Origin of the sequence: Microbacterium radiodurans, from assembly GCF_008710705.1 — a bacterium.
In the GTDB taxonomy this organism is placed as follows: Bacteria; Actinomycetota; Actinomycetes; order Actinomycetales; family Microbacteriaceae; genus Microbacterium; species Microbacterium radiodurans.
The window spans coordinates 843,902-868,294 of sequence record NZ_VYRZ01000002.1; the positions used below are offsets into that span (position 1 = coordinate 843,902).

The following is a 24,393-nucleotide window of genomic DNA, read 5'->3' on the forward strand; positions in this document are numbered from 1 at the left end:
GCGGGTCAGGTCGGGAACGCCTTGATGCGCACGAGCAGGTCGGGCCCGTTGCGCTCGAGCATCCGACCGCCGACGTTCACGCCGACCGCGACCAGCACGGCGCCGATGCCGAGACCGGCGGCGAGAGAGAGCCAGCCCCACATCTCGGCGCCGGAGGCGAAGCCGATGATCGCGAGGACGATCGAGGGCAACGCCAGGACGACCACGGCTCCCCAGACGAGGAAGACGAGCAGCCCGCCCACCGCCGTCTGACCGGGCACGCTCTTGAAGGGGCTGTCGCCGGGGGCGGCGACGGGCGTCACGATGAGCGTCGACGAGACGGCGCAAACGGCGTAGCCGGCGAAGAGGATCCCGAGCGATGCGCCGAGCGTCGCCGGCAGGCGCGCGGGGTCGCCGGCGATCATCGCTGTGGCCACGGCGACGATGACGATCACCGGGATGCCGATCACGGCTGCACCGAGGATGCGGCCGAGACGGTCCTCGCGTCCGCGGACGCCGGTCGCGAGCACCGCGGCGAAGGCCGTGCCGTCGTAGGAGATGTCGGTGTAGCCGGCGATCGAGAGGACGAGCGCCGCGACGATGGGCGAGACGAGGAATCCGAAGCCGTCGATGCCACCCAGGATCGCGAACAGCACGGGGAACAACGGGATCGTGATCAGCTGGCGGAGGTATCGCGGATCGCGCAGCCAGCCGTGGAGGGCACGTGCCCAAGTGGCGCCGACACCGCCGGTCGGGAACACGCCGAACAGGCCGATCTTGCCGGCCGCGACGGCCTTCGTCGCGCGTTGCCGGGGCGAGGTCGCCGCGGCATCCAGCACACGGTCCCACACGACCCACAGCAGGGCCAGGGTCGCCACGGCGATCGCGGTGCGGGCGAGCGCCGGGATCCATTCCCCCGCCGCGATGCTCGGTGCGATCGACCACGCGGCACCGAGCGGCGTCCACGGGAGGATCTCCGCTGCCTGCTGCAGCCGCGTCACGAGGTCGCCACCGGCGCTGTCGAGGAGGTTCAGGATGCCGAGCATGATCGGACCGGTCATGATGACGAGCACAAGCACGACGGTGCCGACGACCTCGCGTCCCCGCCGATTGCCGCCGAGACCGCCCGAGAGCTCGGTCATGAGCCGCGATGCGAGCACGCAGGTGAGGACGCCCAGAAGAACCGAGGGCACGGCCACGACGGCGGCGACCGGCCACCGGACCCACAGGATCACGGTGGCGAGCGCGGCGAGCATCGTCACGATGCCCGGGATGCCGGTGATCCCCGCACCCGCGAGCGCCGACATGACCTGTCTGCGCGTCAACGGGAACGGCGCGAGGCGCGTGGCGTCGACCGTGCTCTCGACCCCCGCGACGAGGATCGGCCCGATCACCCAGCCGATCACCAGCAGCGATCCGCCGAGGATCACGACGACCGCGGCGACCTCCTGCCCCTGGAAGAGCGCGAGCGCGATGATGCCGGCGACGAGCGCCGAGAGCATGCCGAGGCCCCAGAGCGAGCTCAGGATGAACCCGACGAGCTGCCAGGGCCGCCGTGCGAGGGTGTTCGCGAGGACGCGGTACCGGAGCTTCAGGACTGTCGCAACCACTGCGGTCCCTCCGACGAGTGGCGGCCGCCGACGAGCGAGACGAAGCGATCCTGCAGGGACTCGCCCGCACGCACCTCGTCGATCGATCCGGCGGCGAGGACGCGGCCGGCGGCGATGACGGCGACGTGGTCGCACATGCGCTGGACGAGGTCCATCGAGTGGCTCGAGACGATGACCGATCCCCCCGAGCCGGTGTAGCTGCGGAGTACGTCCTCGATGTTCGCTGCCGACACCGGGTCGACCGATTCGAACGGCTCGTCGAGGACGAGCAGCCGCGGCGCGTGCACCAGGGCGCAGGCGAGCGCGACCTTCTTCGTCATGCCGGCGGAGTAGTCGGCGACGATCGTCCCCGCCGCGGCGCGCAGGTCCATGAGGTCGAGCAGGTCCGAGACGCGTTCCGCGATCTCGGGGCGCGGCAAGCCGAACATCATCGCCGTGTAGGTGATGAGCTGCTCGCCGGTGAGCCGGTCGAAGAGGCGCACGCCGTCGGCGAGGTTGCCGATCGTGCGCTTGGCGGCGACCGGGTCGCGCCAGACGTCGATGCCGTGGACGCGGGCACCGCCGGCGTCCGGACGCAGAAGTCCCGTCGCCATCGACAGCGTGGTCGTCTTGCCGGCGCCGTTCGGGCCGACGAGTCCGTAGAACGAGCCGGCGGGGACGACGAGGTCGATGCCGTCTACGGCGACCTTCTCGCCGAATCGCTTCACCAGCCCGGACAGCTCGAGGGCGGGGGCGGCGGCGGTCTCGCTCACCGGGGTCACACTGGCTGGGATCTCGCTCACGGCCCCGACCCTATCGGCATCGGGTGACGCGATGTCGACCCGGCATCGGCCGCCGGGGGCTTCGCGTGTGTCGGCGACGCCTGGAAGAGTGGCGGGATGCTGCGCACACTCGCCGTCTCCGGCTACCGCTCGCTCCGCGACCTCGTCGTGCCGCTCGGAGAGCTCACCGTCGTGACGGGAGCCAACGGGTCGGGCAAGTCGAATCTGTACCGCGCCCTGCGACTGCTCGCCGCGGCATCCCGCGGCGACGTCGTCGGCGCGCTGGCGCGGGAGGGCGGCCTCCCCTCGGTGCTGTGGGCGGGGCCGGAGGACGGCGGTTCGCAGGGCACCGTGCGACGCCGGCCGATCGCGGTGCAGCTGGGGTACTCCTCCGACGAGCTCGGGTACCTCATCGATCTCGGCATCCCGCAGTCCGACCAGCGGAGCCTCTTCGCGCGCGATCCCGAGATCAAGCGCGAGCAGGTGTTCGCCGGACCGCTCGCCAAGCCCGCGACGCTGCTGATCGATCGCACGCGGCAGAGCACGCGCGTCCGCGACGACGCGTGGACGGTGCTCGCACAGCGTCTGGCCCCGTACGAGAGCATCGTGACCGACCTGGCCGACGGCGACACCGCCCCCGAGCTGCTCTCGCTCCGCCGCACGATGACGGCGTGGCGCTTCTACGACCACTTCCGCGTCGACTCCGACGCCCCCGCACGCCTTCCGCAGATCGGCACGCGCAGCCACACGCTCGGCCACGACGGCGCGAATCTCGCCGCCACGTGGGCGACGATCGTCGAGGCGGGCCACGGCGACGCCCTCGACCGCGCGGTGGACGACGCCTTCCCGGGCAGCCGGGTGCGCATCACCGCGAACGAGGGCCCGCTGCGGCTCGAGATCGAGCAGCCGGGGCTGCTGCGCCCGTTGGATGCGGCCGAGCTCTCCGACGGCACGCTGCGGTACCTGCTGCTGTGCGCGGCCCTGCTGCCGGCGCGCCCGGCGCCCCTCCTCGTCCTCAACGAGCCCGAGGCGAGCCTGCACCCATCGCTGCTCGAACCCCTCGCGGCTCTGGTGCGCGCGGCATCCGAGCGCACGCAGGTCATCGCCGTCTCGCACGCCGACGCATTCGTCGCGGCGCTGCCGTCCTCAGCGCGCGTCGAACTCCGACGGGTCGAGGCCGAGACGATGGTGGTGGGTCAGGGGATGCTCGACGTGCCGGCCTGGAACTGGGGATCGCGCTGATCCCCGGCGCCGGATTCGGGCGCGGTTCCGAACGTGCGGCGCGTGAAGATCCGCGCGCGACGTGCGCAACTGCGCCCGATCCCGCGTCGAACAGCGTGAGCCGGTCCGCTCTCAGTCGCGGATGGTGGCCCCGAAACGCTCGGCCGCGACGCTGACGCCGGCGAGCTTCGCATCCGTCGCCTCCGCGGCCGTCAGAGTGCGGTCGTCCGCGCGGAAGCGCAGCGCGAAGGTGAGACTCTTCGCGCCCTCGGGAAGGCCCGTGCCGCGGTAGTCGTCCACCAACCGGAGCGATTCCAGCAGGTCGCCCGCGCCGTCGGTCAGCGCCTCGGCGAGCGCACGCGCCGTCACCTCGACCGGCACGACGAGCGAGACGTCCTGCGTCGCGGCCGGGTATCCCGACAGCGACGCGACGACGACGCGCTCGCCCGCCGACGCGAGGACGGCGTCGAGGTCGAGCTCGGCGACGAGGACGCGACCGGCGAGGTCGGCATTCGCCGACACGTCGGGATGCAGTTCCCCGGCGTAGCCGATGACGGCTCCGGCGACGGTGAGCTCGGCGGCGCGGCCCGGGTGGAGGGCCGCACGACGCGTCTGCGCGACCTCGATCTCGACGCCGGCGGACGTGCCCACCGCCGCGACGGCGGTGAGCACGTCGCTGAAGTCCGCAGCGACCGCGGCGCGCCCGGCCGCCTTCGGCGCCGCGTTGCCCGCCACCAGGACGGCGACGTGGCGGGGCTGCGGCGGAATGGCGGCGTTCAGTGCCTCGAGCGTCGCGTCATCCGGCCGCACCGCGAGCGGCGGCACGGTCTCGGTGCCGTACGTGACGCCGGGCTCGGGCAGGAAGACCGCGCCCACCTCGAACAGTGCGAGGTCGGTGAGGCCGCGGGAGACGTTCCGGTGCGCAACCTGCAGCAGGCCCGGCACGAGCGAACGCCGCAGGAAGGGCGCCTGGCCGTCGAGCGGGTTGGCGAGCTTGACCGACGGAAGCTCCCCGCCCGACGCCGATCCGTGCAGATCGTTGCGCTCGCGCGTGGTGAACGGGAACGACGGGGTCTCGACGAAACCGGCGGCGGCGAGCGCGTTCGCGACGCGGCGACGACCTTGCTGGGCTTCGGTGAGACCGCGACCCGACGGCGGGGTCGGCAGGATCGAGGGAACGCGGTCGAGCCCGTGGATGCGCGCGACCTCCTCGGCGAGCGTCCACTTATCGGTGAGGTCCGGGCGCCACGACGGCGGGATGACATCCCATCCGGCATCCGTCGCCTCGACCTCGGCGCCGATGGTCTCGAGCGCGGTGACGATCTCAGCGTCGGAGTACTCCACGCCGATCAGCCCCGGCACGAAGCCGCGCGGCAGCTCGATGGCTTCGAGGAAGACCTCGGCGAAGAGGGCGCCGCCGGTGGGCTCGAGCGTGCCGCCGGCGAGGTCGACCATGAGGTCGGCCACGCGCCGCGCCGCGACGAACGGGATGAGCGGGTCGACACCGCGCTCGAAGCGACGCGACGCCTCGCTGGGCAGCTTGTGCCGGCGGGCGGTGCGGGCGATCGTGACGGTGTCGAAGATCGCCGCCTCGATGAGGACGTTCCGCGTCTCGCCGCTCATCTCGGTCGTACCCCCGCCCATGACGCCGGCGAGGCCGATCGGCCCCGACGCATCCGTGATGAGCAGGTCTTCGCGGTCGAGCGTGCGCTCCTTGCCGTCGAGGGTCGTCAGCTTCTCCCCCGGCGTCGCCCGGCGCACGGTGATGCCGCCGGAGAGCTTGTCGAGGTCGTACCCGTGGATCGGGTTGCCGAGCTCGAGCATGACGTAGTTCGTGATGTCGATGAGCACGCCGAGCGAACGGATACCCGCGAGGGTCAGCCGCGCCACCATCCAGGGCGGGGTCGGACGCGTGGGATCGACGCCCGACACGACGCGAACGGCGAACTCGCTCGCTCCGACGCGGCCGCGGATGGGCTCGGCATCGTCGACGGCGACCTCGAAGCCCGTCGCCGGGTGCTCGAGCTCGTCGAACTCGCGCAGACCCGGGTCGCGGAACGCCGCACCGGTGGCGTGCGAGTACTCCCGCGCGATGCCGCGCACCGACAGCGCGTAGCCGCGGTCCGGTGTCACGTTGACGTCGATGGCGGCGTCGTCGAGACCGAGCAGCGCGATCGCGTCGGTGCCGACCGGCGCGTCGTCATCACTGTCGAGCCCGAGCTCGGTCAGACGCAGGATGCCCGAGTGCTCGTCGCCGAGGCCCAGTTCCTTCGCCGAGGCGATCATGCCGTCCGAGACGTGGCCGTAGGTCTTGCGAGCCGCGATCGGGAACGGACCGGGCAGCACGGCGCCGGGAAGCGTCACGACGACCTTGTCGCCCTCGAAGAAGTTGCCGGCGCCGCAGACGATGCCGCGGACGCCGCCGTTCGCCTCGCCCACGTCCACCTGGCACCAGCGGATCGTCTTGCCGTTGGACTGCGGCTCGGGCTCGAACGAGACCACCCGGCCCACGACGATCGGACCGGTCAGGTCGAAGCCGTGGACGTCCTCCTCCTCGAAGCCGACGGTGACGAGGGCCGCGAGGATGTCTTCGGGCGCGGCGTCCGCCGGAACCTCGACGTACTCGCGCAGCCACGAGAGCGGAACACGCATCAGACCACCATCCCGAACTGCTCGCTGAAGCGCACATCGCCCTCGGCCATGTCGCGCATGTCCTTCACGTCGGAGCGGAACATCAGCGTCCGCTCGATCCCCATGCCGAATGCGAAGCCGGAGTAGACCTCCGGGTCGATTCCGGCAGCGCGCAGCACGTTGGGGTTCACCATGCCGCAGCCGCCCCACTCGATCCACCGGGCGCCGCCGGCGAAGGTCGGATGCCAGAGGTCGAGCTCGGCACTCGGCTCGGTGAACGGGAAGTAGTTGGTGCGGAAGCGCGTCTTGGCCTCGGGGCCGAACAGCACCTTCGCCGCGTGGTCGAGCGTGCCCTTCAAGTGCGCCATCGTGATGCCCTTGTCGATGACGAGTCCCTCGAACTGCGTGAAGGCGGGGAGGTGCGTCGCATCGAACTCGTCGGTGCGGTAGACCCGTCCCGGGCAGAGGATGTAGACCGGCAGCTCGCGCTCGAGCATCGAGCGCACCTGCACGGGGCTCGTGTGCGTGCGCATCACGAGGTGACGCGCGACGGGGTCGACGAAGAACGTGTCCTGCATCTGACGCGCGGGGTGGTCGACGTCGAAGTTCAGCGCGTCGAAGTTGAACCACTCGTGCTCGAGCTCGGGACCTTCGGCGATCTCCCAGCCCATGCCGACGAAGAGGTCGGCGACCTCTTCCTGCAGCAGGGAGATCGGATGCCGCGCCCCGACCCGCGCCCGCGGCGCGATCGCGGTGACATCGAGCGCCTCGGCTTCGAGCTTCGCCGCCGTCTCGGCGGCGGCGAGCTGCTCTTCCCGGGCGGCGAGAGCCTGGTTCACGCGACCCCGAGCCTGTCCGACGAGCTTGCCGAACTCGGCCTTCTTCTCGTTCGGGACCGACCGCAGCTGCGCGTTCAGCCGCGCGAGGGGCGAGCCCTCCGCGGTGTGCGCGTTCCGGGCGGTCTTGAGCTCGGCGGTGGTGGCGGCGTCGGCGATGGCGGCCAGGGCCGCATCCACCGCCGCGGCGACCGCGTCAGGGGTGATCTCGGGTGCGTCGGACACGGGAGTCGAGTCTACCGGCGACGGGCCCCTCCGCTTTCGCGTGAGGGGCCCGTCGAGGTGGTGCAGGGTCGCGATGGGTCAGATGCCGCCGCCCGCGTTGTTGTTGGCGTCGAACTTCCCGGCGCCCTTCTGCGCGGCGATCAGTTGCGTGTCGGTCACCTCCGTGACCGGGTGGTGCACGCCGCCCGCGGGCGTCTTCGGAGAGCGGCGCAGCCGCTTCTCGACGAGCGTGGCGCCGAACGAGAGCAGGAGGCAGAGGGCGATGTAGATCGCGCCGACGATCATCGTCATCGGGACGATCGGCGACCCGTAGGTCGACTGCGACCCGAGGAAGCGCGCGTAGAACAGCAGCTCGGGGTAGGTGATGATGAAGCCGAGCGCGGTGTCCTTCAGCGTGACGACGAGCTGAGCGATGATGACCGGCATCATGGCGCGGATCGCCTGCGGGAGCAGCACGAGACGCATCACGCCGGCCTTGCGGAGACCGATCGCGTAGCCCGCCTCGCTCTGGCCGCGCGGCAACGACTCCACGCCGGCACGGATGACCTCGGCGAGCACCGACCCGTTGTAGGCGATGAGCGCGATCACGACCGCCCAGTAGGACTCCATGCGGACCCCGACGACGGGGAGCCCGTAGTAGAGCAGGAACATGAAGATCAGGACCGGGACGGCGCGGAGGAACTCCACGACAGCACCGACCGGCACCCGCACGAAGCGGTGGTTCGAGAGTCGGCCGATCGCGAGGATGAAGCCGAGCGCCAGGGCGCCGACCGCGGCGACGACGAACGCGCCGAGCGTGCGGAGCGTCGCCTCGCCGATGCTGATCCAGACGTTCGTGTAGGTGAACGCCTGCCACTTCTGCGCGGTGAACTGGCCGGTCTCGTACAGACGCCAGGCGAGATAGCCGACGGCGGCGACGACCAGCAGCACGGTGATGACGCCGAGGACGCGGTTGCGGGCGATCGCCCGCGGTCCGGGCACGTCGTAGAGGACGGAGCTCATCGCGCCACCTTCCATCGGGTCTCGAGCGATCGCTGCAGCCAGGACAGCAGCAGCACGAGGGCGACGAAGATCACCATCACCCACAGGATGACGATGAACTGGTTCTCGCCCCGCTCGCTCAGGTAGTTGCGGATCGAGCCGAGGTTGACGACCGAGAAGCCGGCGGCGACGGTGGTGTTCTTCAGCAGGGCGATGAACACGCTCATCATCGGCGGGATCACCGATCGGAACGCCTGGGGCATGACCACGAGGGTCATCACCTGTCCGAAGGTGAGGCCGAGTGCGCGGGCGGCCTCGGCCTGGCCGATCGGGACGGTGTTGATGCCGGAGCGGATCGTCTCGGCGACGTACGTCGCGGTGTAGATGCCAAGCGCGCAGATCGCGAGCGTCAGCGACACGTCCGAGGTGAGACGCAGTCCCAGCAGCGGGGGCAGCGCGAACGCGAAGGCGAAGAAGACGAGCGTGAGCGGTGTGTTCCGGATGGTGCCGACGTACAGCATGCCCACGCCGCGCGCGATCGGCACGGGCGAGACCCGCATCGCCGCCACGATGGTGCCGAGGACGAGCGCGAGCGCTCCGCCGGCGAAGAACAGGATGAGGGTGCCGAGCAGCGTTTCCCACCACAGATCGAGGTTGTCGGTGATGACGCCCACGTGCGGTCCTCTCGTCGTTACAGGATGGATTCGGATGCCGGGGGCGTCGGCCGAGCCGCCGCCCCCGGTTCCGATCACTCGTCAGCGGTCGGCTGCGAGCCTTCGATGCCGGCGGGCGCCAGGTTGCGGTCGAACAGAGCCGTCCAGATGTCGCCACCGTCGTTGAAGAGGGTGTTGATGTGGTCCTTCAGCGCCGAGTCGCCCTTCTCGAGGCCCACGCCGTAGCGCTCCTCGCTGAAGGTCTCGCCGGCGATCTTGAGCTCATCGGGGCGCTGCGCGACATAGCCGGCGAGGATCGCCTGGTCGGTCGTGATGGCGTCGACGGAGCCGGCGAGCAGCTGGTCGATGCACTGCGAGTAGGTGTCGTACTCGACGGTGTCACCGGGCGTGTACTCGTCGCGGATCCGCTGCAGCGGGGTCGAACCGGTCACCGAGCACACGATCTTGCCCGTGAGGTCGTCGGGACCGTTGATGTCGTCGTTGTCGGCGGCGACCAGCAGGCCCTGACCGGTGATGAGGTAGGGACCGGCGAAGTCGATCTGCTGCTTGCGCGAGTCGGTGATGGAGTAGGTGCCGACGTAGTAGTCGATGTCGCCGTTCACGATCGCCTGCTCGCGGTTCGCGGACGGGATGGTCTCGTACGTGATCTGGTCGGGGCCGAAGCCGAGCGACGCGGCGATCCACTGCGCGATCTCGACGTCGAAGCCGCTTCGGTCGTTCGTCGCGGCATCCTGGTATCCGAGGCCGGGCTGGTCGTTCTTCACGCCGACGATGACGCCGTCCCGGGCGGTCATGCGCTCGAAGGTCGGGCTGCCGTCGAGGGAGACGTCGGATGCGACCTGCCAGAGGGCCTCGTCGCTTCCCTCGTCGCCGCCGCCGGCCGGTGCGCCGGGTGAGCCGCTGTTGCAGGCCGTCAGGGCGATCGCTGCGATGGCGATGCCGGCGAACGCGCCGGCGATTCGTGTCTTGCGCATGTGGTCCTCCTGGTTGGGATCATCCGCGCCCGGTGCAGAGCGCGGAGGTTTCGGGTCGGTGGGTGTCGACCTCAGTGGGTGATGAGCTTGGAGAGGAAGTCCTTCGCCCGGTCGCTCTTCGGGGAGGTGAAGAACTGCTCGGGAACGGCTTCCTCGACGATCTGCCCGTCGGCCATGAAGACGACGCGGTCGGCAGCCTTGCGGGCGAATCCCATCTCGTGCGTGACGACGATCATCGTCATCCCGTCATGGGCGAGGCCGACCATGACGTCGAGGACCTCGTTGATCATCTCGGGGTCGAGCGCGCTCGTGGGCTCGTCGAAGAGCATGACCTTCGGCTTCATCGCGAGGGCGCGCGCGATCGCGACGCGCTGCTGCTGCCCTCCCGAGAGCTGCGCGGGGAGCTTGTCGGCCTGATGTCCGACACCGACGCGGTCGAGCAGCTCGCGCGCGAGCTTGTCGGCCTCCGCCTTCTTCACGCCCTTGACCTTGATGGGGCCCAGGGTGACGTTCTCGAGGATGGTCAGGTGAGCGAAGAGGTTGAACGACTGGAACACCATGCCGACGTCGGCACGCAGGGCGGCGAGCGCCTTGCCCTCGGACGGCAGTCGATCGCCGTCGATCGAGATCGTGCCCTCGCTGATGGTCTCGAGGCGGTTGATGGTGCGGCACAGCGTCGACTTGCCCGAGCCGGACGGACCGATCACCACGACGACCTCGCCGCGGTTGACCGTGAGGTCGATGTCCTTCAGAGCCTGGAAGTCGCCGTAGTGCTTCTGCACGCCCTCGATCACGACGAGGGGGTCACCGCGGCGAACCGAGATGTTCGACGTCGGCGGCGCCGGGTTTTCGGGTGTCGTCATAAAGAGCAACACTAGGAGGACGCTGAGCGTCGTCACAGCATTTGACGTGCCGCGCCGCCGATCTGTAACAGAATCGGAACATCGCCCGCCGCCCGTGTCGAGTCGCCAGGAGTTGCGTATGGCGACCGTCCCCGATCGACGTTTCGTGGCGAGTCGAACGGAAGCGGCGGCTACTCCCCCGCGCGCTGCGCGAACGCCGTCTCGTACAGGCAGACGCTCGCCGCCGTCGCGAGGTTCAGCGATTCGGCGGCGCCGTAGATCGGCAGCCGCAGCGCGAGGTCGGCCTGGGCCAGCGCCTCGTCCTCCAGACCGCGAGCCTCGTTGCCGAACAGCCAGGCCGTCGGCCGGGTGAGAGCGACGCGGTTGGCGAGGAACTCGTCGCCCTTCACGTCGGCGGCGACCACCTGCATCCCGGCCTCGTGGGCACGTTCGACGGCGACCGCGAGGTCCGCCCCGACGGCGATCGGCAGGTGGAACAGCGAACCGGTCGTCGAGCGGACCACCTTCGGGTTGTACGGGTCGACGGTGCGGCCGGTCAGGACCACGGCGTCGGCGCCGGCGGCATCCGCTGCTCTGATGATCGTGCCGAGGTTGCCGGGATCGCGGACCTCTTCGCAGATCGCCACGAGCTTCGGGCCGTTCGCGAAGACCTCCCGCACCGACGTCGGCGACTGACGGGCGACGGCGACGATGCCCTGCGGCGTCACGGTGTCGGCCATCGCCTCGAGGACGGCATCGCTCGCGAAGAGGATGTCGACCCCGGCCTCGTCGGCCGCGGCGCGCAGCTCGGGATGCCGCTCGAACGCTCCCGGGGTCGCGAACACCTCGACGAGGGTGTCGGGACGGTAGGCCAGCGCCTCGCGCGCGGCCTGCGGGCCCTCGAGCAGGAACAGCCCGGTCTCCTGGCGCGCGCTGCGCTTGGTGAGCTTGGCGACGGCGCGGACGCGCGGGGATCGGGGGTTCTCCAGCACGGTGTCAGCATACGGCGAAGGGGCGCCCTCCCTCGGGAGGACGCCCCTTCTGCAGCGTGCTTCGGGTGCTTACGCCTTGGGCGCGTTCACGTCCGCGGGCAGAGCGCCCTTGGCCGTGGCGACGAGCGAGGCGAAGACGGCCGGCTCGTTGACGGCGAGCTCGGCGAGCATGCGGCGGTCGACCTGGACGCCGGCGAGGCCGAGACCCTGGATGAAGCGGTTGTACGTGATGCCGTTCTGACGAGCGGCGGCGTTGATGCGCTGGATCCAGAGGCGACGGAAGTCGCCCTTGCGCTTGCGACGGTCGCGGTACGCGTAGACGAGCGAGTGGGTGACCTGCTCCTTCGCCTTGCGGTACAGGCGCGAACGCTGTCCGCGGTAACCGGAGGCGCGTTCGAGGATGACGCGACGCTTCTTGTGGGCGTTTACTGCCCGCTTGACTCTAGCCATTTCGTTTGTTTCCTATTCGTGCGCAGCGCGCTCAGATGCCGAGGAGCTTCTTGGCGACCTTCGCGTCGCCGGGAGCCAGGATCTTGTCGGCCGACAGGCGGCGCGTGCGCTTGGTGGGCTTGCCTTCGAAGTTGTGGCGGAGGTTCGCCTGCTGCTTCTTGATCTTTCCGCTGCCGGTGACCTTGAAGCGCTTCTTGGCACCCGAGTGGGTCTTCTGCTTCGGCATGTCTCTTCCTTCGTTGTGTATCCCGCGCGGCGGGAGTCTGGGGGCTACTCCGCCGAGGCGGGAGCGGCGTCTTCGGTCGCGGGTGCGTCGGAACCGGTGCGGGCCTGGCGTGCTGCCTCCTTGTTGGCGGCGCGCTGGGCGTTCTGCTCGGTCTTCACCTCGGACTTGTTCTTGTGCGGCGCGATGACCATCACCATGTTGCGGCCGTCGATCGTGGGGTTCGACTCGACGGTTCCGAGATCTGCGACGTCCTCGGCGAACTTGCGGAGCAGGCGCACGCCCTGCTCGGGGCGCGACTGCTCGCGACCGCGGAACAGGATCATCGCCTTCACCTTGTCGCCGGCCTGCAGGAAGCCCTCGGCGCGCTTGAGCTTGGTGATGTAGTCGTGCGCTTCGATCTTCAGCCGGAACCGGACCTCCTTGAGGACGGTGTTGGCCTGGTTGCGACGCGTTTCCTTGGCCTTCTGAGCCGCTTCGTACTTGAACTTGCCGTAGTCCATGATCTTGACCACGGGCGGCTTCGAGTTCGGGGCGACCTCGACGAGGTCGAGTTCGGCCTCCTGCGCCAGACGCAGGGCGACCTCGATACGGACGACGCCGACCTGCTCTCCGGCGGGGCCGACGAGGCGAACCTCGGGGACGCGGATGCGGTCGTTGGTGCGGGGATCGCTGATGTGCGGAACTCCTGTTCGTGCGGTGGTGGCCACCGGGACGCGAGGACGCGACCCGGGCGGAAGAGCATCGCATCCACCCCGCACGACGCACGAGCGTCGGCATTCGTGTTCCGCACCCTGGCTACTCCGGCCGAGACGAGTCGGACGGAGCGGAGTGCGTGACCCGGTAGCCTGGAACGGCAAGCGCGGGTGGGATGTGATCCTCTTTCGATCCGGAGTAGAACACTCCGGTGCCCGCACAGTCTAGCAGAGAGCGACACGTGGACACGAACCCCGCCGACACCAGCAGCTTCACCGACGACGAGGCACGTCGTCAGCGGTGGGAGGAGCAGGAGCGCGCCGCTTCCGCCGCCACCCGCGACATCGCCGACGTCCCGGCGGTCGAGGTCATCACCACGGCCGCCGTGCACCTCATGAGTGCCGCCGCCGTCAAGGTCGGCCTCGCGGACGACCCCGCGACGCAGCTCGACCTCGACGAGGCCCGGAAGCTCATCAACGCCCTCGCCGGCCTCATCACCGCCGGCGCCCCCGAGATCAGCGACATGCACGCCCGCTCGCTCCGCGACGGCCTGCGCTCGCTCCAGCTCGCCTTCCGCGAAGCCTCGACGATTCCCGACCCGATCGGCAAGGGCCCCGGCGAGAAGCTCACCGGCCCGGTCACCTGACCCGCCTCAGTCCGCGCCACCCCGCCCAGCCCGCGTCGCGGGCTGGGGAAGGAGGGGGTCAGGAGCCGCGGACGAGCTTCACGGTCAGCGAGTCGACCAGCACGGCGATGCGATCGTCGGCGGCCCACCGGGTCGCGAGCCGCGACAGCACGGCGTCGAGCTCGCCGGCATCCAATCCGTCGATGAGGTGCAGGCGCACGACGAGCTCCGGGCCGCGCATCCGCGCGTCGGGGTCACCGGCGGCGACCGAGAGGTCGAGCACCGCGAGCTCTCCCCCGATGCTGGCCTGCAGCGCGGTGTAGACCTCGGGCGATGTCGGAGCCGGCTCCCACGTGTGCCCCTGCCCGATCGCCCACACGGCCGGGCGGCGAACGACGAACTCGGTCTCCGATCCCGGGTCGATCACGATGAGGTCGGTGTCGTCGGATGCCGCGGCCATCGCCGTGCGGACGCCGTCCGCCGGCACCGGGCGCGCCACGGGGTCCCAGCGCGACAGTGCTCCGACCGAGGTGAACACCGGCAGGACCCGTCGCCCGTCGGGAGCGGCGACCGTGACGATGGAGAGCTCCTGCGTCTTGTCGACGCGCAGCCCCGTCGGCCCCACCCCCTCATCGCCCTTCTCGGGCACCAGCGGGATCAGCAGCCGAGCGGAGCGGTACGCCTCGACGACGGCCGCCGCGTCACCCGATCCCGCACGGAAGGCGAGCAGAGCAGCGAGCAGCGCCGGGTCGGCCGATCCGTCGTCGCCGGAGTGCGGGTTCGACTCGAAGCTGCGCCCCTCCCAGGGAACGCCCGCCGAATCTCCGGCCCGCTCCGCGGAGTGGCCGCAGGAGTCCTCAGGCTCCGGCGACATCCAGGGCCTCTGCCAGCGTGAAGGCACCGGCGTAGAGCGCCTTGCCCACGATGGCCCCCTCGACGCCGAGCGGCACGAGCTCGCGCAGCGCCGCGATGTCGTCGAGGCTCGAGATGCCGCCGGATGCGACGACGGGCTTGGGGGTGCGTGCCGTCAACTCGCGGAGCAGCTCGAGGTTCGGCCCCTGCAGGGTGCCGTCCTTCGTGACGTCGGTGACGACGTATCGGGTGCACCCGGCGTCCTCGAGGCGCTCCAGCACGTCCCACAGGTCGCCGCCGTCGCGCGTCCAGCCGCGAGCCGCGAGCGTCGTGCCGCGCACGTCGAGGCCCACGGCGATCGCGTCGCCGTAGCGGCCGATGACGTCGGCCGCCCATTCGGGGTTCTCGAGGGCCGCCGTGCCGAGGTTGATGCGCGACGCGCCGCTCTCGAGGGCCGCCTCGAGGGTCGCGTCGTCGCGGATGCCGCCGGAGAGCTCGATCTGCACGCCCTTGACCTGCTTGATGACCTTGCGGAGCACCGCTGCGTTGTTCCCGCGGCCGAAGGCGGCGTCGAGGTCGACGAGATGGATCCACTGCGCGCCCTGCTTCGCCCAGGCGAGGGCGGCCTCGACGGGGTCGCCGTAGCTGGTCTCGCTGCCGGCCTCCCCCTGGGTCAGCCGCACGGCCTTGCCGTCGGCGACGTCGACGGCGGGCAGGAGGATCAGTTCGGGCGTGGACGCGAAGTCGTTCATCACATTCCAGGGGTGGGTCGGGATGTGCGCTCGTCCGCGCGAGCACACCAGAGGGAGACTAGTGGCGGGGCAGGCCGTCGATCCAATTGGAGAGGAGTCGGATGCCTGCCGCGCCCGACTTCTCGGGGTGGAACTGCGTGGCCGACAGCGGTCCGTTCTCGACAGCCGCGAGGAAGGGAGCGCCGTAGTCGCACCACGTCAGCACGGGTTCGGCGAAGGGCTTCATGACCTCGAGATCCCACTGCTGGGCACCGTAGGAGTGGACGAAGTAGAAGCGCTCGTCCTCGAGCCCCGCGAACAGTGCGGAGCCGGGACCCGATCGAACGGTGTTCCAGCCCATGTGCGGCAGGACCGGCGCGTCGAGCTCGGTCACCGCGCCCGGCCATTGACCGAGACCCGCCGCATCCTGACCGCGCTCGACACCGTGCTCGAAGAGCACCTGCATCCCGACGCAGATGCCGAGCACCGGGCGACCGCCGGCCAGCCGGCGCTCGATCAGCTCGTGCCCGCGGCTGGCCCGCAGCGCGTCCATGACGGCGCTGAACGCTCCGACACCGGGAACGACGAGCCCGTCGGCGTCGGCGATGAGTCCGCGGTCCGAGGTGAGCCGCGCATCGGCACCGGCGGCGGCGAGGGCCTTGACGGCCGAGTGCACGTTGCCCGACCCGTAGTCGAGCACCGCGACGAGCGGCGCTGCGCCGGCCGGCTTCTCAGCGCCGGAGGTCATAGGGCGCCCTTCGTGCTCGGGATGCCGTCCACGAGCGGATCGAGCGCCTTCGCCTGTCGGAGGGCACGCGCGAACGCCTTGTACTCGGCTTCGGCGATGTGGTGGGGGTCGCGGCCGCCGAGGACGCGGACGTGGACCGTCAGTCCCGCGTTGAATGCGATCGCCTCGAACGAGTGGCGCACGAGCGATCCGGTGAAGTGCCCGCCGATGAGGTGATGCTCGTAGCCGGCGGGCTCGCCCGTGTGCACGAGATACGGGCGACCGCTGATGTCCACGACGGCCTGTGCGAGCGCCTCGTCGAGCGGCACGAGCGCGTCGCCGTACCGCGAGATGCCCGACTTGTCACCGAGTGCGGCGCGCAGCGCCTGGCCGAGCACGATTGCCACGTCCTCGACTGTGTGGTGCGCGTCGATGTGCGTGTCGCCGCTCGCTCGGACGGTGAGATCGGTCAGCGAGTGCTTCGCGAACGCCGTCAGCAGATGATCGAAGAACGGCACCGTCGTGTCGATGGTGCTCGCTCCCGTACCGTCGAGATCGAGCTCCAGTTCGACGGTCGATTCGCTCGTGGTGCGGCGGATGCTGGCCGTGCGGGGGCTCGTCATACCCCCGAGTCTATCGAGGCCATGGCCTCGAGGAACGCGGTCGTCTCCTCTTCCGTACCCGCGGTCACGCGCAGCGCGTGCGGGATGCCGACGTCGCGGATGAGGATGCCGCGGTCGTACAGCGCCTGCCACGTGGCGCGCGGATCGTCCACCCCGGCGAAGAGGACGAAGTTCGTCCAGCTCTCGTAGGCGCGGTAGCCGAGGGCGTCGAGGGTCGCCGACATGCGGTCGCGCTGCGCGACGATCTCGTCGACCATCCGCAGCATCGTCGCCGAGTGCGAGAGCGCTGCGGTCGCGGCCGCCTGCGTGAGGGCGCTGAGGTGGTAGGGCAGGCGCACGAGCCGGAGCGCGTCGATGAGCGCCGGATCCGCGGCGAGGTAGCCGACGCGGGCGCCGGCGAAGGCGAACGCCTTGCTCATCGTGCGCGAGACGACGAGGCGTTCGCGTTCGCCGAGGAGCGTCACGGCCGACGGGCTCTCGTGGGGGGCGAACTCCTGATACGCCTCGTCGACGATGACGATCCCGTCGGTGGCGTCGTAGACGGCGGCGATGACGTCGAGCCCGAGCGGCGTGCCGGTCGGGTTGTTCGGTGCGCACAGGAAGACGACGTCGGGCCGAGCCGCGGCGACCTGCTCGGCAGCCGATTCGGCGTCGAGGCTGAAGTCCGGATTGCGCGTGCCGGCCACGTACTGCGCGCCGGTCGCCCGGGTCAGCAGCGGGTACATCGAATACGTCGGGCCGAACCCGAGGGCGGTGCGGCCGGGGCCGGCGAACGCCTGGAGCAGGTGCTGCAGCACTTCGTTCGAGCCGTTCGCCGCCCAGATGCGGTCGGGCGTGAGACCGTGCCCCAGGTAATCGGCGAACGACTCGCGCAGCTGCGTGAACTCCCGGTCGGGGTAGCGGTTCACCTCGCGCAGGGCACGAGCGATCGAGTCGAGGATGTCGTCGGCGACCTCCTCGGGCACCGGGTGCGTGTTCTCGTTGACGTTCAGCGCCACCGGCAGCGGCGCCTGCGGTGCGCCGTAGGGCGTCAGACCGCGCAGGTCGTCTCGGAGGGGCAGATCGTCCAGACTCGGGCTCATCCCACCCATGCTAGGCGTGCTGCGGCATCCGTCGTCCCTCCCGCGGACCGCCGAGGATGCCGTCGCGCGGTCGGCAGGTCAGGATGCCGCGTACTCGGCCGGGATGGCCAGGGTCTGACCCGCGTCGAGCTGGCCCGAACCGAGCGCATTGAGCCGGATGATCGCGTCGACCACGTCGCGGGGATCGGCCTGCGGCGCGACCTGCTCGGCGATGGCCCAGAGCGAGTCGCCGGACATCACGGTGACGGTCTCGAACGTGCCGACGGGGGCACCGGCGTCGCCGGAGGCGAGCGCGCCTCCGCCCGAGATGACCGCGAACCCGACGGCCGCGACGACCGGCAGCGCCGCGATGGACGCGACGACCCGGCGGCCGCGCACGGTGAGGCGGAGGCGGGTGGCGGGTGCGACGGATGCGGTGCTGCTGTTCATGGCTTCTCCTCTGGAGCGGTGGGAAGTTCGCCCCCGCCTCCGGCCGGGGAGGACGGGGAGCGAACTTCTCTTCCGAAGATAGATTCGATATTGTCGACTGTCAAGGGGGGCCGTGCTCGGAACCCGATCGAAGACGACACGCGGGAGCTTCCGCGTCGGCGCCGTCGGATCGGACTACGTTTTCGACAAGCCACAGCCCATCACCAACCTCCGACATCGGTCTCGGAGGGGGCGGAACGACAGGAGAATCCGGATGAGCGACAAGCCGCAGACACGGCGACGCAAGAGTCTGAGCGACAAGCAGCTCGCCATCCTCGAGGTGATCCAGCGCGCGATCGCCCGCAACGGGTATCCGCCGAGCATGCGCGAGATCGGCGACGCCGTGGGGCTCAAGTCGCTCTCGAGCGTCACCCATCAGCTCAATCAGCTCGAGCTGAGCGGCTACCTGCGCCGCGACCCCGGCAAGACCCGAGCGATGGAGGTGCTCATCGACCTCCCCGGCACCGCTGCGGAGAACCCGGCCGATGCCGCGCCCGCGCTCGGCGACGCAGCGCTCGTGCCGCTGGTCGGCCGCATCGCCGCCGGCGTGCCGATCACGGCCGACCAGCAGGTCGAGGAGATCTTCCCGCTCCCCCGGCAGCTCGTGGGCAAGGGCGAGCTTTTCATGCTGAAGGTCTCCGGCGACTCGATGATCGACGCGGCCATCTGCGACGGCGACTGGGTGGTCGTCCGATCCCAGTCCATCGCCGACAACGGCGAGATCGTCGCGGCGATGCTCGACGGCGAGGCGACGGTGAAGACCCTGCGCCAGCGCGACGGTCACACGTGGCTGCTCCCCCGCAACTCCGCCTTCGAGCCGATCCTCGGCGACGACGCCGTCGTGCTCGGAAAGGTCGTCGCGGTCCTCCGCGCCGTCTGATCCGCGACGTTCGCGAGGCCTCGCGTACCGTGGCGGTATGCCCGAGCAGCTTCCCTACGGTTCCTGGCCCTCTCCGCTCACCGCCGCGTGGGCGAGCGCGTCCGCGCTGCGCCTCGACGGCGCGGCGTTCGTCGGCGACGAGATCTGGTGGGGCGAGTCGCTGCCCGACGAGGCCGGTCGTGTCGCGGTCATGCGTCGGCGCGCGGACGGGTCGAGCGAGGTCGTGCTCCCGGCACCCGCGAACGCCCGGTCGCGGGTGCACGAGTACGGCGGCGGGGCGTGGACGGTGTCGGACGACGGCATCCTCTACTTCGTCGACAAGTCCGACCAGCGCGTGCGCCGGCTGCGACCCGGCGGCGAGGCCGAGGCCCTGACTCCGGACGAGGCGGGGACGCACTTCGGAGGTCTCCGGTGGCAGCGGGGCACGCTGCTGGCGGTGCGCGAGCGCGAGCGAGACGGCGCCTCGCCCGAACGCCACATCGTCGCCATCGCGACGCGCTCGGACGACGCAGCGGACACCACCGGCGACGCCTCGCCGGTTACCGTGGTGGCCGGCGGCAGCGACTTCCTCGCCCAGCCGGCGCTGTCGCCCGACGGCGCACAGCTGGCCTGGGTCGCGTGGGACCACCCCGACATGCCGTGGGACCGCACGCGCGTGCGCGTGGCACGCATGGGAGACCCGGCATCCGCTCGCGACATCACGGACGGGGCGACCGCGGCGCTGCAGCCGGAATGGGTGTCGGACGACGAGCTCCTGCTCCTCGACGAGCCCACCGGCCGGTGGAACGTCTACCGCCTCGACGCGAACGGGCACGACGCGGCTGAAGCCGTCTCGCCCGCGGACGCCGACACCGGCGGCGGGCTGTGGGTGCTCGGCACGCGCTGGTACGCGCCGCTTGCCGACGGGCGCATCCTCGCGGTGCGCACGCACGGCTCCGATGAGCTCGTCCTGATCGATCCCTCGGGACGCGCCGTTCCGCTGCCGTTCCCCGCGACGTCGCGGGTGCAGATCGAGGACGTCGCGAACGGACGTGCACTGGTGAGCGGTTCGGCTCCCGGCGCCGCCGGCCTGTGGACCGTCGACCTCGCCGACGGCTCGGTGAGCGCCGTACGCGGCGGAGCGCCCGACATCGACGACGCGTGGATCCCCCATGCGCGCCAGCTCACGGTCGACGGTCCGCACGGGCCGGTGCACGCCTTCGCGTACCCGCCGACGAATCCGGATGCCGTCGGCGACGCCGGTGAGCTGCCGCCCTATCTCGTGTGGGTGCACGGCGGGCCGACGGCGCACGTCGGCGGCACGGCCGACAGCAAGATCGCGTACTTCACGAGCCGCGGCATCGGCGTGCTCGATGTGAACTACGGCGGCTCGACGGGATACGGCCGGTCGTACCGCGATCGACTGAAGGGCCAGTGGGGCGTCGTCGACGTGGACGACGTCGCCGCCGCCGCCCGCGGGCTCTCCGACGAGGGGCTCGCCGACGGCGCGCGGCTCGCGATCGAAGGCGGTTCCGCCGGCGGCTGGACGGTGCTGGCGGCCCTCGTGAGCACCGACGTGTTCGGCGCGGGGATCTCCCGCTACGGCGTCGGTGATGCCCGGGCGCTGGCGGCCGAGACGCACGACTTCGAGGCCCGTTACCTCGATGGGCTCATCGGCCCGCTGCCCGAGGCCGAGGACGTCTACATCGAGCGCTCACCGCTCAGCCGGCCCGAGCGGTTCCGGGTCCCGCTGCTGCTCCTGCAGGGCGACGAGGATGCCGTCGTGCCGCCCGCCCAGGCCGAGGCGATCCGCGACGCCCTCGTGGCCCAGGGCGTGCCCCACGCCTACGTCCTCTACGCGGGCGAAGGCCACGGGTTCCGGCGGACGGAAACGGTCGTGCACGCCCTCGAGAGCGAGCTCGCCTTCCTCGGTCGGGTCTTCGGCTTCGCGACACCCGGCGTGGCCCCGATCGAGCTCGACTGACCCCGCGCCCCACCGACCGCGATACGTCTGTCGGGTCGGTGGTGCTGGTGAGGCTCGCTCGGCTCACGAAGGCACCATCAGCACCACCGGCCCGACGGATGTATCCGCGGGACCGCGGCGCGCCGCGACGCCCGGGGCACTCCTCAGACGGCGTAGGGCGCGAGCTCGGCGGCGAGACGCTCCGATACGTGCGCGTGGACGGCCGTGCCCTCCTCCTCGTGCGAGGTCGCCACGATGTGGCCGCTCTCGTGAACCGCGGAGATCAGGTCGCCCCGCTCGTACGGCACTAGGGCGCGCACCTCGACCGCGGGCAGGGGCAGCGCATCCTCGATCGCCGCACGCAGCTCGTCGATCCCCTCGCCGGTGCGCGACGACACGAAGTGCGCGTCGGGCTCGAGTCCGCGCAGCAGCAGACGCGAGTCGTCGTCGACGAGGTCGGACTTGTTGAACACGACGAGCTCGCGCGTCGCGCGGGCTCCCACGTCGCCCATGACGTCGCGGACGGTCGCCAGCTGCGCGGCGGGATCGGGGTGCGAGCCGTCGACGACGTGGACGATGACGTCCGCACCCGAGACCTCTTCGAGCGTCGAGCGGAACGCCTCCACGAGCTGGTGGGGCAGGTTGCGCACGAACCCGACCGTGTCGGTGAGCGTGAAGATCCGGCCGTCGGCCGCCTCGGCGCGCCGCACGGTGGCGTCGAGCGTCGCGAACAGCGCGTTCTCGACCAGCACGCCGGCGCTCGTCAGGCGGTTCAGCAGACTCGACTTGCCGGCGTTGGTGTACCCGGCGATCGCGACCGACGGGATCGTGTTGCGCCGGCGCTCGGCGCGTTTCGCCTCGCGCGAGGGAGCGAAGTCGCGGATCTGTCGACGCAGCTGCGCCATGCGGGTGCGGATGCGGCGGCGGTCGAGCTCGATCTTGGTCTCACCGGGACCGCGCGAGCCCATGCCCGCGCCGCCGGCGCCGACCTGGCCACCGGCCTGCCGGCTCATCGACTCGCCCCAACCGCGCAGGCGCGGCAGCAGGTACTCGAGCTGCGCGAGCTCGACCTGCGCCTTGCCCTCGCGGCTCTTGGCGTGCTGGCTGAAGATGTCGAGGATCACCGTCGTGCGGTCGATGACCTTGACCTTCGCGACGTCCTCGAGCGCACGGCGCTGGCTGGGCGCGAGCTCGGTGTCGGCGATGACGGTGTCGGCGCCGACGGCGGCCACGAGGTCGCGGAGCTCGGCTGCCTTGCCGCGTCCGATGTAGGTGGCGGGGTCCGGATGCGGCCGGCGCTGCAGCACGCCGTCGAGCACGACGGCGCCGGCGGTCTCGGCGAGCGCGGCGAGCTCGCGCAGGGAGTTCTCGGCATCCTCGTGCGACCCCTGCGGGTAGACGCCCACGAGGACGACGTTCTCGAGCCGGAGCTGCCGGTACTCGACCTCGGTGACGTCCTGGAGCTCCGTCGACAGGCCCGGGACTCGGCGCAGCGCGGCGCGCTCCTCGCGGTCCCACTGGTCGCCGTCGGTGTCGCCGTAGCTGACGGTGGTGGCGTCCTGCAACGCCTGCGCGCCGCCGAAGACACGCAGCCCGGTGCGCGATTCGGCGCTCGCGAGAACGCGATCGATCGGGTCCACCGCGATGTCGTCGTCGCCGTCGGGGGTGGTGGTGTGCGTCATACCTTCTCTTCCCGGGATGCCCGTGCCCGAGCATCCGTGAATTCTAGCTTCCCGCCGGGGTCCCCGGCTCCGATACGCTCGGATGCATGGGGAGCGATCACTACTTCAGCGCGTCCCCGTCCAGCGAGCAGAACCTCCGCCGCATCCGCGTGACCCTGGCGGGCCGCGATGTCGAGGTGACGACCGCGGGCGGGGTGTTCAGCCCCGGTCACATCGACGCGGGAACCGGTGTGCTGCTGTCGAACACTCCCCCGGCACCCGCGAGCGGGCACTTCCTCGACTTGGGCTCCGGCTGGGGTCCGATCGCGCTGTCGCTCGCGATCGAGTCGCCGCTCGCGACCGTGTGGGCCGTCGATGTGAACGAGCGGGCTCTCGATCTCGTGCGACGCAACGCCGCCGAACTGGGACTCGATAACGTCAACGCCGTGCTGCCCGACGATGTTCCCGACGACATCGCATTCCGGACCATCCGCTCGAACCCGCCCATCCGCGTCGGCAAGAACGAGCTCCACGGGATGCTGCAGCGGTGGATCCCCCGGCTGTCCGAGCGCAGCGACGCCTGGCTCGTGGTGCAGCGGAACCTCGGCTCGGATTCGCTGCAGCGCTGGCTCGCCGCCACGTTCGAGTCCGGCTACGGCGTCTCCCGGGCGGCCACCGGACGCGGTTTCCGTGTCCTCCGGGTGCGTCGGCACGGCGTACCGCCGACCGGCGCGATCGAGCTGCCGACCGTCTGACGCCGATCCACCGACGCCTCGGGAACCGGCTCGACCCGTCAGTCGGCGAGCGCGACCTCGCCCGAGAAGACGAGGGTCGCCGGTCCCGACAGCAGCACGTGCTCGCCGTCGTCCTGGGTGACGACACGGACGCCGAGCCGGCCGCCCGGCACGTCGACGATCCACCGGTCGGGGGCGGCCGGACCGGCCCAGAGGCGGACGGCGAGCGCGGATGCCGCCACCCCGGTGCCGCACGAGAGGGTCTCGCCGACACCGCGCTCGAAGACCCGCATCCGGATCATCCCGACTCCGCCCTGAACGAGCGGTTCGGCCGGAACCACGAACTCGACGTTGGCGCCGGCCGGGGGCCGCGGCTCGAGGATCGGCTGCACGGTGAGGTCGAGGCCGTCGAGCTCGGTCTCACCGGCCAGGGCGACGACGACGTGCGGATTGCCGACGTCGATCGGCTGGCCGGGCCGCGCGACCCCGAGACCGCGCGCGCGCACGAGTGTCTCGCCCGCCTCGGCCCGCCAGACGCCGAGGTCGACCTCGAAGCCGTTGTCGGCGCGGGTGATGGCCTTGACCCCCGCACGCGTCCCGACGCCGATGCCGCCGTCGATGTCCGCGAGCCCGGCGTCCGCCAGGTAGCGCGCGAACACGCGCGTGCCGTTGCCGCACATCTCGGCCTTCGACCCGTCGGCGTTGCGATAGTCCATGAACCACTCGGCGCCGGCGGCCGCGGCATCCGCGCCCTCGGGCAGCGCGGCCGAGCGTACGACGCGCAGCAGCCCGTCGCCGCCGATGCCGCGGTGTCGGTCGCAGAGGGCGGCGACCTGGTCGTCACTCATGTCCAGGAGCCCGTCGGGATCGGCCACGATGACGAAGTCGTTGCCGGTCCCGTGCCCCTTGGTGAATGCGATGGTCGTCACCCGTCAAGTCTAGGCGGCGGGCCGGATCCGTCCGCCGGGGCGAC

The 24,393-nt window shown here is 71.0% G+C and carries 25 protein-coding genes; 5 read left to right on the forward strand and 20 right to left on the reverse strand.

The window, feature by feature from the left end:
- Positions 1 to 5 precede the first annotated feature (5 nt).
- Positions 6 to 1,589 carry a hypothetical protein gene (locus tag F6B42_RS09855; protein WP_150419438.1) on the reverse strand — a complete coding sequence of 528 codons (1,584 nt, stop codon included), beginning with the start codon at positions 1,587 to 1,589 and terminating at the stop codon, positions 6 to 8.
- A complete protein-coding gene (locus F6B42_RS09860; protein WP_396652462.1) occupies positions 1,571 to 2,371 on the reverse strand; it encodes an ABC transporter ATP-binding protein in 801 nt (266 codons plus the stop codon). Before F6B42_RS09860 ends, F6B42_RS09855 begins: the two co-directional genes overlap by 19 nt.
- Before the next feature lie 96 nt (positions 2,372 to 2,467).
- On the opposite strand from F6B42_RS09860, the gene F6B42_RS09865 reads away from it, so the two are divergent.
- Positions 2,468 to 3,592, forward strand: a complete 1,125-nt coding sequence (locus F6B42_RS09865; protein ID WP_150419439.1) for an AAA family ATPase — start codon at positions 2,468 to 2,470, stop codon at positions 3,590 to 3,592.
- A gap of 111 nt (positions 3,593 to 3,703) precedes the next feature.
- On the opposite strand, the gene pheT is transcribed toward F6B42_RS09865, so the two are convergent.
- From pheT to infC, 10 genes are all read right to left on the reverse strand, one after another.
- Entirely contained in the window at positions 3,704 to 6,223 is a 2,520-nt protein-coding gene (gene pheT, locus F6B42_RS09870; protein WP_150419440.1) for a phenylalanine--tRNA ligase subunit beta, read from the reverse strand.
- Positions 6,223 to 7,263 carry a phenylalanine--tRNA ligase subunit alpha gene (gene pheS / locus F6B42_RS09875; RefSeq protein WP_150419441.1) on the reverse strand — a complete coding sequence of 347 codons (1,041 nt, stop codon included), beginning with the start codon at positions 7,261 to 7,263 and terminating at the stop codon, positions 6,223 to 6,225. Before pheS ends, pheT begins: the two co-directional genes overlap by 1 nt.
- A 78-nt stretch (positions 7,264 to 7,341) precedes the next feature.
- Positions 7,342 to 8,265: an amino acid ABC transporter permease gene (locus F6B42_RS09880; protein ID WP_150419442.1), complete on the reverse strand. Its 924-nt coding sequence runs from the start codon at positions 8,263 to 8,265 to the stop codon at positions 7,342 to 7,344.
- Complete coding sequence (locus tag F6B42_RS09885; protein WP_150419443.1) at positions 8,262 to 8,918, reverse strand: amino acid ABC transporter permease; 657 nt, start codon at positions 8,916 to 8,918, stop codon at positions 8,262 to 8,264. Before F6B42_RS09885 ends, F6B42_RS09880 begins: the two co-directional genes overlap by 4 nt.
- 74 nt (positions 8,919 to 8,992) lie before the next feature.
- The gene (locus tag F6B42_RS09890) at positions 8,993 to 9,892 is read right to left on the reverse strand and encodes a glutamate ABC transporter substrate-binding protein (RefSeq protein WP_150419444.1); all 900 of its coding nucleotides are present in this window, start codon (positions 9,890 to 9,892) and stop codon (positions 8,993 to 8,995) included.
- Between the two features lie 71 nt (positions 9,893 to 9,963).
- Positions 9,964 to 10,755 (reverse strand): amino acid ABC transporter ATP-binding protein, encoded by a 792-nt coding sequence (locus F6B42_RS09895; RefSeq protein WP_150419445.1) that lies wholly within the window; start codon positions 10,753 to 10,755, stop codon positions 9,964 to 9,966.
- A gap of 170 nt (positions 10,756 to 10,925) precedes the next feature.
- Positions 10,926 to 11,726, reverse strand: a complete 801-nt coding sequence (locus tag F6B42_RS09900; protein ID WP_150419446.1) for a TrmH family RNA methyltransferase — start codon at positions 11,724 to 11,726, stop codon at positions 10,926 to 10,928.
- A 69-nt stretch (positions 11,727 to 11,795) separates the two neighbouring features.
- Positions 11,796 to 12,176, reverse strand: coding sequence for a 50S ribosomal protein L20 (gene rplT / locus F6B42_RS09905; RefSeq protein ID WP_023951735.1), 381 nt, complete (start codon positions 12,174 to 12,176; stop codon positions 11,796 to 11,798).
- Positions 12,177 to 12,207: 31 nt separating this feature from the next.
- Positions 12,208 to 12,402, reverse strand: coding sequence for a 50S ribosomal protein L35 (gene rpmI / locus F6B42_RS09910; RefSeq protein WP_005048908.1), 195 nt, complete (start codon positions 12,400 to 12,402; stop codon positions 12,208 to 12,210).
- Between the two features lie 44 nt (positions 12,403 to 12,446).
- Entirely contained in the window at positions 12,447 to 13,109 is a 663-nt protein-coding gene (gene infC, locus F6B42_RS09915; protein ID WP_223878429.1) for a translation initiation factor IF-3, read from the reverse strand.
- Between the two features lie 227 nt (positions 13,110 to 13,336).
- On the opposite strand from infC, the gene F6B42_RS09920 reads away from it, so the two are divergent.
- Positions 13,337 to 13,741 (forward strand): DUF1844 domain-containing protein, encoded by a 405-nt coding sequence (locus F6B42_RS09920; RefSeq protein ID WP_150419447.1) that lies wholly within the window; start codon positions 13,337 to 13,339, stop codon positions 13,739 to 13,741.
- Positions 13,742 to 13,799: 58 nt separating this feature from the next.
- Here the strand turns inward: F6B42_RS09920 and F6B42_RS09925 are convergent, their stop codons facing one another.
- From F6B42_RS09925 to F6B42_RS09950, 6 genes are all read right to left on the reverse strand, one after another.
- A complete protein-coding gene (locus F6B42_RS09925) occupies positions 13,800 to 14,594 on the reverse strand; it encodes an SseB family protein (RefSeq protein WP_150419448.1) in 795 nt (264 codons plus the stop codon).
- On the reverse strand, positions 14,578 to 15,324 hold the full coding sequence (gene priA, locus F6B42_RS09930; RefSeq protein ID WP_150419449.1) for a bifunctional 1-(5-phosphoribosyl)-5-((5-phosphoribosylamino)methylideneamino)imidazole-4-carboxamide isomerase/phosphoribosylanthranilate isomerase PriA: 747 nt from the start codon (positions 15,322 to 15,324) through the stop codon (positions 14,578 to 14,580). The genes F6B42_RS09925 and priA overlap by 17 nt, the downstream gene beginning before the upstream one ends.
- 58 nt (positions 15,325 to 15,382) lie before the next feature.
- Entirely contained in the window at positions 15,383 to 16,051 is a 669-nt protein-coding gene (gene hisH / locus F6B42_RS09935; RefSeq protein ID WP_150419450.1) for an imidazole glycerol phosphate synthase subunit HisH, read from the reverse strand.
- Positions 16,048 to 16,653 (reverse strand): imidazoleglycerol-phosphate dehydratase HisB, encoded by a 606-nt coding sequence (hisB, locus tag F6B42_RS09940; RefSeq protein ID WP_150419451.1) that lies wholly within the window; start codon positions 16,651 to 16,653, stop codon positions 16,048 to 16,050. Before hisB ends, hisH begins: the two co-directional genes overlap by 4 nt.
- Positions 16,650 to 17,735, reverse strand: a complete 1,086-nt coding sequence (locus F6B42_RS09945; RefSeq protein WP_150419452.1) for a histidinol-phosphate transaminase — start codon at positions 17,733 to 17,735, stop codon at positions 16,650 to 16,652. Before F6B42_RS09945 ends, hisB begins: the two co-directional genes overlap by 4 nt.
- 78 nt (positions 17,736 to 17,813) lie before the next feature.
- The gene (locus F6B42_RS09950; RefSeq protein ID WP_150419453.1) at positions 17,814 to 18,164 is read right to left on the reverse strand and encodes a LysM peptidoglycan-binding domain-containing protein; all 351 of its coding nucleotides are present in this window, start codon (positions 18,162 to 18,164) and stop codon (positions 17,814 to 17,816) included.
- A 253-nt stretch (positions 18,165 to 18,417) separates the two neighbouring features.
- Between F6B42_RS09950 and lexA the strand changes: the two genes are divergently transcribed.
- The gene (gene lexA, locus F6B42_RS09955) at positions 18,418 to 19,083 is read left to right on the forward strand and encodes a transcriptional repressor LexA (protein WP_150419454.1); all 666 of its coding nucleotides are present in this window, start codon (positions 18,418 to 18,420) and stop codon (positions 19,081 to 19,083) included.
- Positions 19,084 to 19,120: 37 nt separating this feature from the next.
- The gene (locus tag F6B42_RS09960; RefSeq protein ID WP_150419455.1) at positions 19,121 to 21,046 is read left to right on the forward strand and encodes a prolyl oligopeptidase family serine peptidase; all 1,926 of its coding nucleotides are present in this window, start codon (positions 19,121 to 19,123) and stop codon (positions 21,044 to 21,046) included.
- A gap of 143 nt (positions 21,047 to 21,189) precedes the next feature.
- Here the strand turns inward: F6B42_RS09960 and hflX are convergent, their stop codons facing one another.
- Positions 21,190 to 22,707 carry a GTPase HflX gene (gene hflX / locus F6B42_RS09965; RefSeq protein WP_150419456.1) on the reverse strand — a complete coding sequence of 506 codons (1,518 nt, stop codon included), beginning with the start codon at positions 22,705 to 22,707 and terminating at the stop codon, positions 21,190 to 21,192.
- A gap of 86 nt (positions 22,708 to 22,793) precedes the next feature.
- Between hflX and F6B42_RS09970 the strand changes: the two genes are divergently transcribed.
- On the forward strand, positions 22,794 to 23,441 hold the full coding sequence (locus F6B42_RS09970; protein ID WP_150419457.1) for a class I SAM-dependent methyltransferase: 648 nt from the start codon (positions 22,794 to 22,796) through the stop codon (positions 23,439 to 23,441).
- A gap of 38 nt (positions 23,442 to 23,479) precedes the next feature.
- Here F6B42_RS09970 and dapF read toward each other — a convergent pair whose 3' ends face one another.
- Positions 23,480 to 24,349 (reverse strand): diaminopimelate epimerase, encoded by an 870-nt coding sequence (dapF, locus tag F6B42_RS09975; protein WP_150419458.1) that lies wholly within the window; start codon positions 24,347 to 24,349, stop codon positions 23,480 to 23,482.
- Between the last annotated feature and the right edge of the window lie 44 nt (positions 24,350 to 24,393).

Coding starts and splice junctions, on each gene's coding strand:
- hflX (WP_150419456.1), bottom strand. CDS start 22,707: ATGACGCACACCACCACCCCCGACGGCGACGACGACATCGCGGTGGAC.
- hisB (WP_150419451.1), bottom strand. CDS start 16,653: ATGACGAGCCCCCGCACGGCCAGCATCCGCCGCACCACGAGCGAATCG.
- F6B42_RS09950 (WP_150419453.1), bottom strand. CDS start 18,164: ATGAACAGCAGCACCGCATCCGTCGCACCCGCCACCCGCCTCCGCCTC.
- F6B42_RS09945 (WP_150419452.1), bottom strand. CDS start 17,735: ATGAGCCCGAGTCTGGACGATCTGCCCCTCCGAGACGACCTGCGCGGT.
- F6B42_RS09970 (WP_150419457.1), top strand. CDS start 22,794: ATGGGGAGCGATCACTACTTCAGCGCGTCCCCGTCCAGCGAGCAGAAC.
- rplT (WP_023951735.1), bottom strand. CDS start 12,176: ATGGCTAGAGTCAAGCGGGCAGTAAACGCCCACAAGAAGCGTCGCGTC.
- lexA (WP_150419454.1), top strand. CDS start 18,418: ATGAGCGACAAGCCGCAGACACGGCGACGCAAGAGTCTGAGCGACAAG.
- F6B42_RS09925 (WP_150419448.1), bottom strand. CDS start 14,594: ATGTCGCCGGAGCCTGAGGACTCCTGCGGCCACTCCGCGGAGCGGGCC.
- F6B42_RS09895 (WP_150419445.1), bottom strand. CDS start 10,755: ATGACGACACCCGAAAACCCGGCGCCGCCGACGTCGAACATCTCGGTT.
- F6B42_RS09880 (WP_150419442.1), bottom strand. CDS start 8,265: ATGAGCTCCGTCCTCTACGACGTGCCCGGACCGCGGGCGATCGCCCGC.
- F6B42_RS09890 (WP_150419444.1), bottom strand. CDS start 9,892: ATGCGCAAGACACGAATCGCCGGCGCGTTCGCCGGCATCGCCATCGCA.
- hisH (WP_150419450.1), bottom strand. CDS start 16,051: ATGACCTCCGGCGCTGAGAAGCCGGCCGGCGCAGCGCCGCTCGTCGCG.
- priA (WP_150419449.1), bottom strand. CDS start 15,324: ATGAACGACTTCGCGTCCACGCCCGAACTGATCCTCCTGCCCGCCGTC.
- rpmI (WP_005048908.1), bottom strand. CDS start 12,402: ATGCCGAAGCAGAAGACCCACTCGGGTGCCAAGAAGCGCTTCAAGGTC.
- F6B42_RS09960 (WP_150419455.1), top strand. CDS start 19,121: ATGCCCGAGCAGCTTCCCTACGGTTCCTGGCCCTCTCCGCTCACCGCC.
- F6B42_RS09865 (WP_150419439.1), top strand. CDS start 2,468: ATGCTGCGCACACTCGCCGTCTCCGGCTACCGCTCGCTCCGCGACCTC.
- pheT (WP_150419440.1), bottom strand. CDS start 6,223: ATGCGTGTTCCGCTCTCGTGGCTGCGCGAGTACGTCGAGGTTCCGGCG.